This window comes from Paenibacillus sp. 01T424, assembly GCF_056398745.1.
The window spans coordinates 39,082-53,550 of record NZ_JBFTPZ010000019.1 but is presented as its reverse complement, the minus strand read 5'-3'; the positions used below and the strand labels follow the sequence as shown (position 1 = coordinate 53,550).

Sequence of the window (14,469 nt, the reverse complement as noted above, 5' to 3'; positions counted from 1 at the left end):
TAAACTACTTTAGAAGTCCCCCCGCTCCTATAATGAGAGTACTTTCAGAGGAGGGGTTAAGCATGAGAAAAATAGAGACGGATATTGTGGTATGCGGCGGAGGGCCGGCGGGGATCAATGCGGCGCTGGCAGCTGGAAGAAGCGGGGCGCGAACGCTGCTGATTGAACGATACGGTTTTCTTGGCGGCATGTCGACTGCAGCTCTGGTCTATCCATGGATGACCTTTCACACAATGGATGGCAAACAGGTCATTGCCGGAACGGCGCAGGAAATTGTAGACCGCTTGATGGCCGAGGGAGCATCGCCCGGACACGTTCGCGATACGGTAGGCTTTGTAAAGACGATCACCCCTTATGATCCTGAAGTGTATAAGGTGTTAATTATTGATATGCTGCGCGAGGCGGGCGTGAAGGTGCTGCTGCACAGCTTCATGGACGAAGTGCAGACCGGGGAAGGCCTCATTGAAACGGTACGACTCGCTACCAAGTCCGGGAAGTACGAAATTTCGGCGAAGCAGTTCATCGATGCGACAGGGGACGCCGATCTGGCCTATCTTTCAGGTGCGCCGTGCTTGCAAGGACGCGACAGCGACAAATTGACGCAGCCGATGACGATGAAGTTCCGAATGAGAGGCGTTGACCTGGCGAGAGTTAAACGGTATATGATCGACCATCCGGACGAGTTTTACAAGAAGACGCCTTTCGATGAGCTGGAGGAACTGCCATTGTCCGGCGTATTGGGTTACTTCAAGCATTGGAAGGAGGCTGATCTGCCCATTAACAGAGACCAGGTCCTTTTCTTCACAGGTCCGGGACCGGACGAAGTGCTTGTCAATACGACTCGTGTTCAAGGGCTGGACGGAACTGAATTGGAGGATTTGACGGAAGGAGAGGTGCAGGGCAGGAAGCAGGTGCGCATGGTCGCGGAATTCATGACCCGCTGCTTGCCAGGCTTCGAGAACGCTTCCATCTCTTCGGTCGGAGCGCAAATCGGCATACGCGAGAGCCGCAGAATAGACGGCTGCTATTCACTCCAGGTACAGGATGTTGTAGATGGACGAGCGTTTGATGATTGCATTGCACGAAGCGGCTATCCCATCGACATTCACGATCCGTCCGGCAAGGGCGTACAGGCCGCATGGGTACAGGGCGACGGGGCGTACGATATTCCTTACCGTTGTTTGCTGCCGAAGCGGATTGACAATCTGCTCGTAGCAGGCCGCTGCATCTCGACGACGCATGAGGCACTGGCAACGACGCGTCTGACACCTAGCTGCATGGCGACGGGACAGGCTGCGGGTACGGCGGCAGCAATGGCATGGGAGCAGGGGATATCACCGGGAAAAATCGACATTGGACAGCTGCAGGAGCGTCTAATTCATAACGGCGCGCTGCTGCGCAGCGGGCAGACTGTATAGCGCGCATCCGCCTGCGAGATAACGACCAAATTCAATTGAAGTAATAATTGGGTCATGGTAGACTTTTTTATAAGGTCGCCTCGTATCGGAAGTTTGTTGGAAAACAAACACTCTACCGGATGAGCGGCCTTTTTACCATGTGATAGTACATGTGTGCGTTTAAAATCTGTCAGGGGGAATGGGTGAATGAAGCGGTATATTTCGATACGAGCCAAATTTATTACCATGTTCGTTCTGCTTATCACCATTCCATTCCTGATAAGTGGAATCAGCACTTACAATAAATTTGCGGAGGAAACCGAAAAAAACTCCAGGGCGTACTCCATGCAAATTATGAATCAAGTGAAAATTAATTTGGAAAATACGATAAAAGACGCAGACAGAATAACTGTGGCTCCCTTGTATAACGAAGACGTGCTGCGGATTTTGGAGAAGCACAGTTATGAAGAATCAGGCGAGGAGAAGCTTATTCCGTCGGCGGAAATTACCAAGATGGCAAGAGTAGCGGCTTCGCTCACATTGGATCAGCCCGGAATTGAACGAATGATCTTTTTCACCCGCGACGGCATTATGTACAGCGTCCAAGAAAAACTGACGCAGCGCTATTGGAACGAGAAAGGGAATAGCTGGATGCAGGAGGTGCTGGATGCGGAAGGTAGGCTTGTCATTATCGAACCTCACGAGACGACTTATTACAAACGATCGGAACGGGTTATTTCCGCTGCCAGAGCGTTGAATCACCCTGCAACGGGCCAAAGCATTGGGGTCGTCAAAATTGATTTTAACATGAAAGAGCTCGAGGCGTTATTGTCAGAAGTATGGCTCAGCGAAAACAGCCAGTTTTACTTGACAAAGGATAACGGCGAGCTGTTATTTCCGGATAAACCGGTTAATTTCCCGGATAATGGTCCGGGGGACGGAACGATAGATTGGAACGGTCAGACTTATCTGTACACAACCATGCACTCCAAATCAACGAAAGTGAATATTCATGGACTTATCCCGATGGCTGATTTGCAACGGGGCGGCAAGGAAATCGTCGGATTTACGATCCTCATTTCAGTCATATCGCTTATCATTGCCTATTTGTTTGCGATTTTCACGTCAGAGCGGCTGGTCAGGCCGATCCGTTATCTTCAATCGCGCATGCGGCGGGTAAAGGACGGGGCTTTCAGCGAACGGGCAGATTTGAGCTTGATGAATCGCGATGAAATCGGGCAATTGGCCCAGGGTTTCAATCTGATGGTGACGGAAGTGGAGCGGCTGGTCAAGGAGGTATATGAAACGAAACTGCGCGAACGCGAAGCCGAGCTGTCGGCTCTGCAAAGCCAGATTAATCCGCATTTTCTGTACAACACGTTGGAGTTGGTAAGCATGCAGGCGCTGAAGGAGAGAAATCTCGAAATCAGCGACATTGTTGCCAGTTTGGGGAGAATGCTGAGATACACGGTTGACAAACAGGAACGACCGGTGCAATTGAAGGAGGAGATACGGTTCGTTAACGCTTATTTGCAAATTCAGTTATCCAGGCATGGCGAGAAGCTGAGTTCGGAAATGTATGTGGATCCGTCCTTCGAATCTTGTCTTGTACCAAAGCTGCTGCTTCAGCCGCTGGTTGAGAATGCATTGGAGCACGGAATGGGCAATAGCGGATTAACGATAACGATCAGGGCATCCGTTCTGGATCAGGATTTACTCCTGACTGTACAGGATAATGGGGTGGGGATGCCGCCGCAACGGTTATTGGCGGTTCGCCATCAGATGTTGTGCAAGCCGGAGCGGGACGGCAGCCGTCCAAAGTTTGGAGATACGCTTAAAGGTTATGCCATCAAAAATATTCACCATCGCATCCAACTGCTTTATGGCGTGGAATACGGCTTAAGCGTGGAGAGCGATGAGGCTTCCGGAACACAATGGAGAATCCGGCTGCCATTACGATAGGGGGAATTGGAATGTACAATGTGATGCTGGTAGAAGACGAGAAGAAAATTCAGGAAGGGTTAAAGATAATGATCGAGGAAGTGATCGGCAGTTACAGGGTAACCGCGGAAGCGGAACACGGTTTCGCTGCGCTGGAGCTTCTCAGAATGCAATCGGTGGATTTGCTGATTACGGATATCCGTATGCCCCAGATGAACGGAATCGAGTTATTGCGGCATGTCCGGGGGTTGTATCCGAGCCTTCCTGTATTAATCATCAGCGGTTATGAAGATTTCACTTATGCCAAGGCGGCGATGCGTCACAATGCGTCGGATTACATCCTGAAGCCGGTGGACCGGATTGAGCTTTCCCATTTTCTATTGAATTTGAAAGCGCGGCTGGACCGCGAGCGGGCGGTAGAGATGCCTAACGCCGAAGCAGCCCATGAAGATCTGACGATTCGAAGAGTGAAGGAACTGGTCGTCTCTTGTCTGGATCAGGATGTTTCACTTCCATTCATCGCGGAGCAGGTGCATTTGAATCATCAATATTTATCCACATTGTTTAAAGTGAAAACCGGACAAAACTATTCTGATTATGTGACGGCCTGCCGGATGAGTAAAGCCAAGGAGCTGCTGACCCATACACATCTGAAAATATACGAGGTAGCCAACCTTTGCGGTTATGCCAGCGCCAATCACTTTATGGCCGTGTTTCGGCAGCATTGCGGAGCGAAGCCTACCGAATATAGAAAAAGGCCGCTGAGTTAGGCCGGTCAGATCATTGAGCACAAAACAAAACAGATGCTATGAATATCGTAGTTTTTCTCGAAAATACGTTGTTTTTCACTGACAGGCTGACTTGTATACTTATTGTTAAGCGCTCCTAATTGGTGCAGAGACTTCATGTATTGCGACAGAATGATTACATTCGGATATTCGGGAGGTGTAAGAGGAAGCTTGGGCTGGTTTTTGTTGGAAGCGTTTACAATAAGACCGCAAGAGAAGAGCTAATGAAATGACATGAAAGAAAGGATGTGGTGGATAATGACTAGTCTTACAAAAAGATCTACAGTGTTATTATTAATCCTGAGTATGCTGTTCACGGGTTTGATGGGCTCGAGCCGCGTGCAGGCCGAAGCCGAAGCGGAGTCTGCCAACCGAATTGTATTCGAGGATTTCGAGAACGGCGCTTCGGACGATTACAGTGTTGAGGCGGAACCGCCATTCGTTGTTCACGTCATGGAGACGACGAGTGCAACCCCGCTGACGATCGCGGGTTATCGGGCCAGCGGCAGCGATTCTAATATTCCGGAATATGCCATTGACGGTGATATTCAGACAAGGTGGTCGGCGTATGATGACGGGCAATGGATCGAACTGGATCTGGGCTCGGAACAGCTGGTTTCTTATCTGGGAGTCGCTTTCTACCGGGGAGACAATCGCAGCAAGACCATTGCTATCGAGGTTTCGAACGACCAGACCAACTGGAGCCGCGTATACAGCGGCGATAGCAGCGGCACTACGATCCAGGTTGAGGCCTTTGGTTTTGAATCCGTCACCGCCCGTTATGTACGGGTTGTCGGGCGCGGAGCAAGCGAATGGACAAGCATTTCAGAAATTCAGGTTTACCCTCCCCATGTGGACGGATTTATAGTAAGGGATGTGGAGATTCCGCCAACGGGACCGGATCCGGATTCCCCAATTCCGACAAAAGCTGGTCTCTATTATGCGGATGGCACACCGCATGTACCGCATGAGGCACAGACAGTGACCGGCTCTACGTATAATGTCCTGGACTTCGGCGCCGATCCTGCCGACAACGGAATAGATGACGCGCAAGCTATCCGGGCTGCACTTGCTGCAGCGAAGCTTGGGGACGAAGTGTATCTTCCGAACGGACACTATCAACTAACGAGCACCGATATGGACGGAGTTACCCATTTCATTATGAAATCCGGCGTGCAGATGCGCGGCGAGAGCCAGGATGGCGTTCTGCTTGTCTCCGACCATGCTAATGAACAGGAAGAATATGCTACGGTTGAAGGCATCGTATTCCGCATGGCCGGACAAAACAATATTAAGATCAGCAACATGACAATTACGTCCAGCTGGGACTTGAATTATTCAACGAATACGTCGGTTGCGAATCCCGATCGGGGCGGACCTAAGCAGGTGATCATGATTACTGCCGCTTCCGGCAAACCGTCATATAACATTACGCTGGACGGACTGACGATCGAGAAGTTTCAACGGATCGGCGTTGTCATTACGAACAGTCATGATGTTATTGTGGAAAATTCGCTTTTTCGCAATGCAACGAACTTAGCCGAGGGCGGAAACGGATATGGCGTTTCCATCGAAGGCAAATCCAAGGAAAGCCGGCTCGGCAGAGAGGACGACTCTCGTTTCAATGTCGTTCGCAACAACGAGTTTATCGGTCCCTATCTGCGTCACGGAACGATGGCGCATTCTTACACGCATAACAATCTCATTGAAAACAACTACTACTTGAACTCGGCATTAGACGCTATCGATTTCCACGGAGAAGACGAGTATATGAATGAAGTAAGCGGCAATCATATCGTTGGCGGCGGCGAAGCGGCTGTAGGCGTCGGCAATCCGGGCGCTACGCATGATGCTGCTGGACCAGGCAATTACATTCATAACAATTTAATCGAGAATGTGAAACGGTATGGGGTACAGGTGTACTTGGGATCTCCGGATACGATTATCGAGAATAATATCATTACCGGATTTACGAACGTGGGGAGCCAGGGAATACGTCTGAAAAATGCGCCCGGAACAATTGTGAAGGGCAATCAGATCGTGAACAATACGGCTTCTGGCTTCTGGGGTATCATTGCAATGAAAGACGACGGCGATCCCACCAACGCCGGGAACGGCGCAGGCATACCCGAGAATATTGTCATTCAGGATAATCATGTTACGGGGAATACGAATGGCGTTAAGATTTCGCACGGCACGAATATTCTTCTCTCCGGCAATGAGATCAGTGGAAATACCGGGACGGATTATGAGAATCAAGTGGTGGTTTCCGAACTGCTGCCGGCAACCAAGGCAGCAAGCGTACAGCAAAATGCTCAGAACGCTCAGGTTGCGGAACTTTTACAGATTAAAGGCGGAGATGATAGCGAATCGGCGAGAAGCTATCTGCAATTTGATCTGAATTCCATTGAAGGCAAGCTGGCTACCGCATGGCTCTACGTGTATGGACAAGCGCTTGAGAGCCCTGTTGGAGAGATGGGAGCGGCAACTTCTCTCTATGCAGTGGATAGCAATGACTGGGACGGCGATACCATGAAATGGGATATGTATCAGTCTCCGCCAGAGCTTGAGCAAAAGCTCTCGACTGTGCGGCTGAATAATAACAGCGAGAACGTCTGGTATGTATTCGATGCGTCTGTGCTCGTGCATGAACGTCTGGATGGCGATCGTACGATATCGCTTGCTTTTGCGCAGGATGCCGATCAAACCGGTTATCTGACTCAGCTATACAATGGACAAGACTCTAGCTATAGGCCTTACCTGCGGGTTGAAACCTACCCTCCTGTCGAACTTGCGGCCGTAGAAGTAAAGGCGGATCGTTTGCAGCTGGTGCCGGGCATGACTACCCAACTGCATGTGACCGGCACATACAATACAGGATCTCACGTTTCGTTAGAAAATGCGGACATATCTTTCATAAGTCTGACGCCGGATGTAGTGACTGTTGATCATACGGGCGTGGTTACCGCGATTCAAGCTGGAGAAGCAGCATTACAGGCAACTGTCGTCTTGGATGGCGTTGCTCGCACTGGAGAGTTCGTTCTTAATGTAACCAATAATCTGGCGATTACTGCGCAGTTGTCGGTCGACTCCACGCTGGGTACAAATACAAAAGAAAGAGTACTGGACGGAAGCTTGGAAACCCGGTGGATATCAAAAGGCTCCCAAACGCCTTATCTGATACTGGACTGGACAACGGAGCAAACGATCAACCAAGTGAAGCTGTGGAGCGGACATGTGCCGGTTATAGGCTCGGCCAACTGGCATGTCAGAGATTTTGATCTGCAGATTTTGGAAGACGGAGAGTGGAAGACGATAGCCGAAGTCCGAGATAATAATCAGGACGCTTTTTTGGGTCAGTATACGACGTTGAATTTGGAAAACCCCGTCGTGACGACTGCATTGCGCTTCCATTTTGTCCGTCCGTCATGGGGCAACGGCAATTTGAACGATATGATGGCCAGAATCAATGAGGTGTTTGTCGGCTTCGTCAACGATTAGGAACCATCTCGGCCTAAGTCCTTGTTACGCGGGCTTAGGCCGAAGTTCTGTTATTCAGCTGGTTCAATTAAAGTACTCGAATTTACATAGTTTTTCTCGAATTCGCGTTATTTTTTCTGGAAGCCATCAGATCTATACTAGTGATAGAAAACGATTACAAACGTAGAGAGGGGCATAAAAATGAAAAAATACGGGTTTGTCTTGCTGTCAATGGTATTGCTGCTCGGGTTGCTGAGCGCATGTGGAGGGAAAGGCAATAACAATAATGGCGCCGCAAAGGAAAAAGCGAACAATACGCCGAGTGCGGAAGTGGCTGCTGAGTCAAAAGATCCTATCGAGCTTAAGATGTCCGTTTGGGGCAGTGATGCCCAGGTGGCGTTGTATGACGAGCTTGCTGAGGAATACAAGAAGCTCCATCCGAATGTGACAGTCAAAACTTCCGTGATTCCATGGGCGGACTACCAGCAGAAACTGGCGATCATGGCAGCGACCAAAACCTCGCCTGATATCGTATGGATCTCAGAGCGCATGATTCCGCAATTTATGAATGGGGGCCAGCTGCTCGATATTTCGTCCGTGAAAGAGGACGCGGCTTATGCGTTCGGTGATATAATACCATCCACGCTCACTGCATTTGAAAAGGACGGCAAACTCTACGGTATTCCATTCTCTACGCCGCCTCAGGTAGTTTTCTACAATAAAAAACTGTTTGAAGCGAATGGATTGAAGTCGCCAATGCAGCTTTATGAAGAGGACAACTGGACTTACGATGAGATGGTCAAAGCGTCCGAAGCGATCTCCAAACCGCAAGAAGGGGTATACGGCGTGAAGTTCATACAAAGTTCCTCCAACTGGTCCGACAATCTGATTCCATTGATTTGGGCGATGGGTGGAGAAATATTCAACGAAGACACAACTAAATTCGCTATGAACACGCCGGAGACGGCCAAAGCGATCAATCTCTTTAAAGGGCTGCTCGATAAGAAAGCGCATCCAAGCATCGGCGAGCAGTTAACTTTTGATACAGGTAAGCTTGGTATGGCGTTTGAAAACGTTACCCGTACAAGCGCTTACCGTGACAAAGTCGATTTCGAATGGGATATTGCTCCGCTTCCGAAAGGCGACCATGGCGTCACGGTGCCTATCGGCTTTGGAGGCTATTCGATCTTCAAAGACGCAGAGTATCCGGAAGAAGCATTGGAATATTTAAAATTTATTAGTAATAAGGAAAATGCAGCTAAAGTAGCCCAGTTTTTTGTGCCGCAGAGAAAGTCTGTCCTATACTCCGATGAGTATCTTAACAAGTTCCCATTCCCGACTGTTGAAACGATGAAAGTGGCTGCGTACGATCGGTTGGCCGAAGGTACAATCCGGCCTTCTCATCCGAACTGGGTCAAGATTGACGAGCAGGTGACATTAAACATGGATGCGATTTTGCTCGGTTCCACGACAACCGAGCAAGCGTTAAAAATTATGGAAGACAGCATTAATCCTCTATTGAAATAACCCTCCAGAACGATGGAGCATTGCGAGATCGCCATATGAACAATAGGGCGGTCTCGTAGATTATAGGGAGGGTTGCGTCATATTGACAACAGGAGGTAGGCGCGAATGGCCGGAGGTAAGTCTGCGGGTTTAGCATCTTTGAGATCAAAAGAAATGTGGATGGGATATTTATTCATACTGCCTATTGTGGCAGGATATATAATCTTTCTGTTTGGCCCGATCGTGTACGCTTTCGTGATGAGCTTTACGAATTGGTCGTTATTTGGAGATACAGCGTACATTGGTTTAGATAACTATATTTACGCGATGCGCGATGATCCCGTCTTCTGGGATACGGTCGTGAATACCGTATATTTCTCTGCGGGCTTGGTCCCGCTGAACATTGTTTTATCGCTTTTGCTGGCCATGCTATTGAAACGGAAAATATGGGGCATCGGCTTGTTTCGGACCGCGATCTTTACGCCGGTAGTCGTTTCCCTCGTGGTTTGGGGGATCGTATGGAAGTTTATTTTCTCTACGGACGGCGGATTAGTCAATCTGCTGATCCGAACGTTTGGCGGAACGGAGATTGCCTGGCTTTTCTCAGAAACTTGGACGATGCCTACCGTTATAGTGGTCAGTGCGCTCAAAGGCGTGGGCATGAACATGGTCATCTTCCTGGCTGCTCTGCACGATGTGCCGAAGGATTATTACGAGGCTTCCAAAATTGATGGTGCTTCGCGCTGGGAAACCTTTAAATCCATTACATTGCCAATGATTACGCCAGCCGTATTCATGATAACGATAATAACCGTTATCGGTTCTCTTAAAGTGTTCGGACAAATCTATGTGATGACAGGCGGAGGGCCGGGAACTAGCACGTACGTGATGGTCTTCTACATTTTCAAACAAGCGTTCCGCTCCTACGAATTCGGTTATGCATCGGCACTGGCATTTATTTTGTTCAGCATTATCCTGGTTCTGACTTTGATACAGTGGAAACTGAGAAAGAGATGGGTACATTATGAACAATAAAAAGATAACATCCAACCTTGCATCCTATCTGGTTCTAACAATCGTTTCCTTCATCGTGTTGTTCCCTTTTTTTTGGATGGTCAGCACATCCTTGAAGACGGATTCCGAGGTGTTTCTATTTCCGCCCCAGTGGATACCCGAAGCTTGGGAATGGTTCAATTATATTCGCGTGTTTACGGAAATGCCGTTTCATCTCTACTTTTTTAATAGTATATATATCGCTGTGCTCGTCACGGCAGGCACTTGTTTCTTGTCCGCATTGGCAGGCTATGCGTTTGCCAGATTGCACTTTCCATTCAAAAACGCGATCTTTCTGTTCCTGCTCAGCGGGATGATGATTCCTACAGAAGTTACGGCCATTCCTTTATTCAGCTGGATATCAAAACTCGGATTCATCGATACGCATATTCCTCTGATTCTTCCGCCAATGCTTGGAGCGGGAGGGATGTTTGGTGTATTTCTCGTACGTCAGTTTCTAATTACCGTTCCTATTGAACTGGATGAAGCAGCCAAAGTAGACGGGTGTTCGCCGTGGCGCACGTTCAGGTCGATTATGCTCCCGATTGCCACGCCCGCATTGGCAACCGTAAGCATCTTTACATTCATGAATAGCTGGAACGAGTTTTTTGAACCGCTAATTTATTTAAATACGAAGGAATTGTTCACGCTGCCGATCGGCTTATCGCTGCTTACTACGGATACCGGCGTGGACTGGCCGCTGCTGCTTGCCGCTTCGACCATAGCAACTGTCCCGATTCTGGTTGTTTTCTTCCTGGCTCAAAATAAGTTTATTGAAGGCATTGCCAATACGGGCTTGAAATAATATTCACATACAAACGTCAGCCCAACAATGGACTGACGTTTGTTTTTTGCAGCTACTTCGAAACGAAAAAAAAGTCATATGTTAAAAGAGTGATTCTTTACGTCGATAACATGGTATTATAAATAAACTGGTGAACTAGAAGAGTAATGATAAGGCTCCTTTTGGAGCTTTTTTTAATAGGTACTGTCAAATATTATTCCAAACAGAACTCTTTCCCTAATATAATAGATGGAGCTTGATTTGATCAAACTCTTCGTCGGTCAGCTTGCCTTCTTTGAATAAAACATCGTCACGAACATCAATTTTGCTGATATCATGTAGGAGTGCCATTTTGTGCAGAAGATCAATTTGCCATTATAGGAAATATAGGCACGACTATTAGCAACAAGAGAGGAATTAATAAGGTGAAGGAATCACTCTGGACCAAACCGTTTGTTTTGTTGATTTTATCTAATTTATTTTTGTTCTTATCACTGGAGATGCTGCTGCCTACACTTCCGATGTTTGCGGCAAATAAAGGCGGGTCGGATGCTGAGATCGGACTCATTATTGGTTTATTTACTTTTTCAGCCGTTATTTTAAGACCTTTTGTTGGTATGGCTTCTGATAAATTTGGCAAAAAGCTGCTGCTTCTCGTCGGTGTAGCCATTTGTTTAATCGGTACGGCCAGCTATTACGCCGCAGTGACGATTACGATGATGCTTATGCTTCGTATCGTGCATGGTGTAGGCTTCGGTATTTCAACGACCTTGTACGGAACGGTTGCTTCGGACATTATACCTGCCTCCCGAAGAGGAGAGGGCATGGGGTTTTTCGGTACAGGGAATGCTGTAGCCATTTCGCTCGGGCCCTTCCTTGGCATATGGTTGATGGAGGAGTTTGGTTTCTCCGTATTGTTCATTGTTGGCGCATGTATACTGCTAATTGCGATGGTTTGTACGGCCTTCGTCAAAGGTGACACCAAAGAGGAGAGGGCAAAGGCGCAAATAGCGTCCGCCACGGAAACCTCATTCATGCTGCGGTTTATTGAGCCGAAAGCACTTATGCCTTCTTTATTAGGACTGCTTGTAGGTKTGTCTCTGGGCGGTGTTATCAGCTTTATCACATTGTTCGGCAAAGAAACAGGCGTACAAAATATAGGTTTTTTCTTCCTTGTCCTTGCTATAAGCGAATTTTTGATACGTTTTATCAGCGGACGGATTTTCGATTCGAAGGGGAGATTCTGGGTACTGTTTCCTGCGGCAATATCTTGTATCGTGGGCTGCATAATCCTTTATGTGACGAAATCTACTGGAACATTGCTGCTTGCAGCGGTGTTTTATGGAGCGGGCTTCGGGGCTATTTTCCCAGGCTTGCAGGCTTGGGTAATTGACAGGGTGGAGCCGCAGCGAAGAGGGGTAGCGACTGCAACTTTTTATAATGCATTCGATATCGGAATCGGAAGCGGAGCCATGCTGCTTGGTCTAGTCGCGACATGGTCGAATTATGCGACGATGTATCTCGTATCCAGTCTGTTCTTCGTCATTTACTTAGTTGTATATTTCGTGTATGAGAAGCAGCTTAAGCAAGCGGGTTTGGCGGAAATAGCAAAGCGATCGTAGCCGAGAAAAACAGCAGCGACGATCGCGTGGTTAGTGTGATACGTATCGATCTTTTCCTTCGCGCTTCGCCTGGTACAGCGCTTTGTCTGCATAGGTAAACAGCTCGTCTTGCTTAGCGGAGCAGCCAGGCTTCCATGTCGCTGAGCCCAAGCTTATCGTAACCTGCTGGCAGCCGGATAATTCTGCATGCGGTATTTTTAATTGTCTGACCGCTTCCAGAAGTCTAGATGCAATATTGTCGGCGCGTTCTTCACTCGTTTGAGGTAAAATAAATCCAAATTCCTCGCCCCCATAGCGGGCGACAATATCAAGCGGACGCTTCAGGGCGCTCCGCAATGCGGCGGCGATTTGTCTGAGACATTCGTCGCCTTTTTGATGCCCGAACGTATCATTGAATAATTTGAAGTTGTCGATATCGCCCAGCATGAGCGTGATCGGCATATGGTGATGCTGCGCTTCCAGCCATTCCTTGTTCCAAGACTCATCAAACACTCGCCGATTTGCAATATTGGTCAACTCATCCACATGCGAGAGCTTATGTAATAATTGATATTTTTCAATCATTTTCAACTCATTTTCTTTGCGAGGGGTAACGTCTCTGGAGACAGAAACGATCGTCTGCGTGCGATCACCATCATGATAAATGACGCGGGAGGTCGTTTCGAGCCAGCGATAAATGCCTTCCTTGCGGCGCATGCGATAAGTAATGGTATTGGCTTCAACGTTGCTGTAAATGAGCTCCTGATTTTCGAGCATTCTCCCTCTGTCATCAGGATGATACAAAACAAACGGTGACGATCCAATCAGCTCGTCATCACGAAAGCCTAGCAGCATATAGCAAGCAGGGGATACATAAGTAAATAACCCATCTCGATCATGCTTGGAGATCATGTCGCTTGAATTTTCAGCAAGCAGCCGGAAGCTCTTCTCGCTCTCCAGCAGCTTGTCAGCGATTCGCTTCCGCTCTGTAATTTGGCGAAAATGAACGGAGAGTCCAAATTCGGACGGGTATAAATTCGACTCAAACCAATTATTAAGCCGTGGAATRAATTGCTCATACATGCGGTGCTGATTGGTTTCCATAGACAACCTATATTCTAGATGGCTTATGGACTCTGCGAGCCAAGGGAATAGCTCCCATATGCTATAACCAATCAATTGTTCCTTGTTTCGCTTAAATAGTTCCTGAGTCGCATTGTTCGTATAGATAAACCTAAATTCATGATCCAGTGAGAAAAATGCATCTGAGATACTCTCCAAAATAGTGGAGATACGCATCGTAAGCTGCCTTACTTCCGACACGGCTTGCGTCTTCTCTGTAATGTCCATCATTTGCGATATAAAATGACGGGGGGCGCCATGCCTATCATATACAAGGGATACGGAAAGAAGCACGGTTACAATGCCGCCGGTCTTTTTGAAGTATCTCTTCTCCATTTGAAAGGTGTCGATTTCGCCCTCGAGCAGCTGTTTCACGTAGCGGTAATCCTCTTCCAAGTCATCCGGATGGGTAATTTGGCCAAACGTAAGATTGATAAGCTCTTTCTCCTCATAACCCAGCATCGTTTGAGCGGAAGGGTTGGCTACGATAAAACGACCATCTAAATCTACTAATGCCATGCCTATTGAGGCATAATGAAAAGCGCTGCCGAATAAATCAGCTTCGCGCTTTGATTTCGAAAACAAGGTCAAGCTGCGCACCTCTCTGCGGTTCAGACTGGATAAGTTTGTTAGTACATAGTAAAGAATAGAACACAACCATCCGTTTGTCCACATGACTTCTGTAGGAAAGATCATCTGCAAAAAAGTAAGCATGTGGTATTTTCGGCGCTATATTATTGTTGTTTTGAACAAAGCTTCGTATAATGAAACGTATCATGCGTATCTCGCCCATTCGT

The 14,469-nt window shown here is 47.9% G+C and carries 9 protein-coding genes; 8 read left to right on the top strand and 1 reads right to left on the bottom strand.

What is annotated here, in order from left to right:
- Positions 1-62 precede the first annotated feature (62 nt).
- The 8 genes from AC1DPK_RS15945 (at position 63) to AC1DPK_RS15910 (ending at position 12,571) form a co-directional block, all read left to right on the top strand.
- Positions 63-1,418 (top strand): FAD-dependent oxidoreductase, encoded by a 1,356-nt coding sequence (locus AC1DPK_RS15945; RefSeq protein WP_477510939.1) that lies wholly within the window; start codon positions 63-65, stop codon positions 1,416-1,418.
- A 186-nt stretch (positions 1,419-1,604) separates the two neighbouring features.
- Complete coding sequence (locus AC1DPK_RS15940) at positions 1,605-3,359, top strand: cache domain-containing sensor histidine kinase (protein WP_477510938.1); 1,755 nt, start codon at positions 1,605-1,607, stop codon at positions 3,357-3,359.
- Positions 3,332-4,108, top strand: coding sequence for a response regulator transcription factor (locus AC1DPK_RS15935; protein WP_477510937.1), 777 nt, complete (start codon positions 3,332-3,334; stop codon positions 4,106-4,108). Before AC1DPK_RS15940 ends, AC1DPK_RS15935 begins: the two co-directional genes overlap by 28 nt.
- A 276-nt stretch (positions 4,109-4,384) precedes the next feature.
- Positions 4,385-7,627 (top strand): discoidin domain-containing protein, encoded by a 3,243-nt coding sequence (locus tag AC1DPK_RS15930; protein WP_477510936.1) that lies wholly within the window; start codon positions 4,385-4,387, stop codon positions 7,625-7,627.
- Between the two features lie 180 nt (positions 7,628-7,807).
- Positions 7,808-9,133: an ABC transporter substrate-binding protein gene (locus tag AC1DPK_RS15925; protein WP_477510935.1), complete on the top strand. Its 1,326-nt coding sequence runs from the start codon at positions 7,808-7,810 to the stop codon at positions 9,131-9,133.
- A 105-nt stretch (positions 9,134-9,238) separates the two neighbouring features.
- Complete coding sequence (locus tag AC1DPK_RS15920) at positions 9,239-10,147, top strand: carbohydrate ABC transporter permease (RefSeq protein WP_477510934.1); 909 nt, start codon at positions 9,239-9,241, stop codon at positions 10,145-10,147.
- Positions 10,137-10,970 carry a carbohydrate ABC transporter permease gene (locus AC1DPK_RS15915; RefSeq protein WP_076268419.1) on the top strand — a complete coding sequence of 278 codons (834 nt, stop codon included), beginning with the start codon at positions 10,137-10,139 and terminating at the stop codon, positions 10,968-10,970. The genes AC1DPK_RS15920 and AC1DPK_RS15915 overlap by 11 nt, the downstream gene beginning before the upstream one ends.
- Positions 10,971-11,374: 404 nt before the next feature.
- Positions 11,375-12,571 (top strand): MFS transporter, encoded by a 1,197-nt coding sequence (locus AC1DPK_RS15910; protein WP_477510933.1) that lies wholly within the window; start codon positions 11,375-11,377, stop codon positions 12,569-12,571.
- Between the two features lie 30 nt (positions 12,572-12,601).
- On the opposite strand, the gene AC1DPK_RS15905 is transcribed toward AC1DPK_RS15910, so the two are convergent.
- Positions 12,602-14,263: a PAS domain S-box protein gene (locus AC1DPK_RS15905; RefSeq protein WP_477510932.1), complete on the bottom strand. Its 1,662-nt coding sequence runs from the start codon at positions 14,261-14,263 to the stop codon at positions 12,602-12,604.
- Positions 14,264-14,469 lie beyond the last annotated feature (206 nt).

Excerpts from the sequence above, each read along its gene's own strand:
- AC1DPK_RS15925 (WP_477510935.1), top strand. The coding sequence starts at position 7,808 with ATGAAAAAATACGGGTTTGTCTTGCTGTCAATGGTATTGCTGCTCGGG.
- AC1DPK_RS15930 (WP_477510936.1), top strand. The coding sequence starts at position 4,385 with ATGACTAGTCTTACAAAAAGATCTACAGTGTTATTATTAATCCTGAGT.
- AC1DPK_RS15940 (WP_477510938.1), top strand. The coding sequence starts at position 1,605 with ATGAAGCGGTATATTTCGATACGAGCCAAATTTATTACCATGTTCGTT.
- AC1DPK_RS15945 (WP_477510939.1), top strand. The coding sequence starts at position 63 with ATGAGAAAAATAGAGACGGATATTGTGGTATGCGGCGGAGGGCCGGCG.
- AC1DPK_RS15915 (WP_076268419.1), top strand. The coding sequence starts at position 10,137 with ATGAACAATAAAAAGATAACATCCAACCTTGCATCCTATCTGGTTCTA.
- AC1DPK_RS15935 (WP_477510937.1), top strand. The coding sequence starts at position 3,332 with ATGGAGAATCCGGCTGCCATTACGATAGGGGGAATTGGAATGTACAAT.
- AC1DPK_RS15920 (WP_477510934.1), top strand. The coding sequence starts at position 9,239 with ATGGCCGGAGGTAAGTCTGCGGGTTTAGCATCTTTGAGATCAAAAGAA.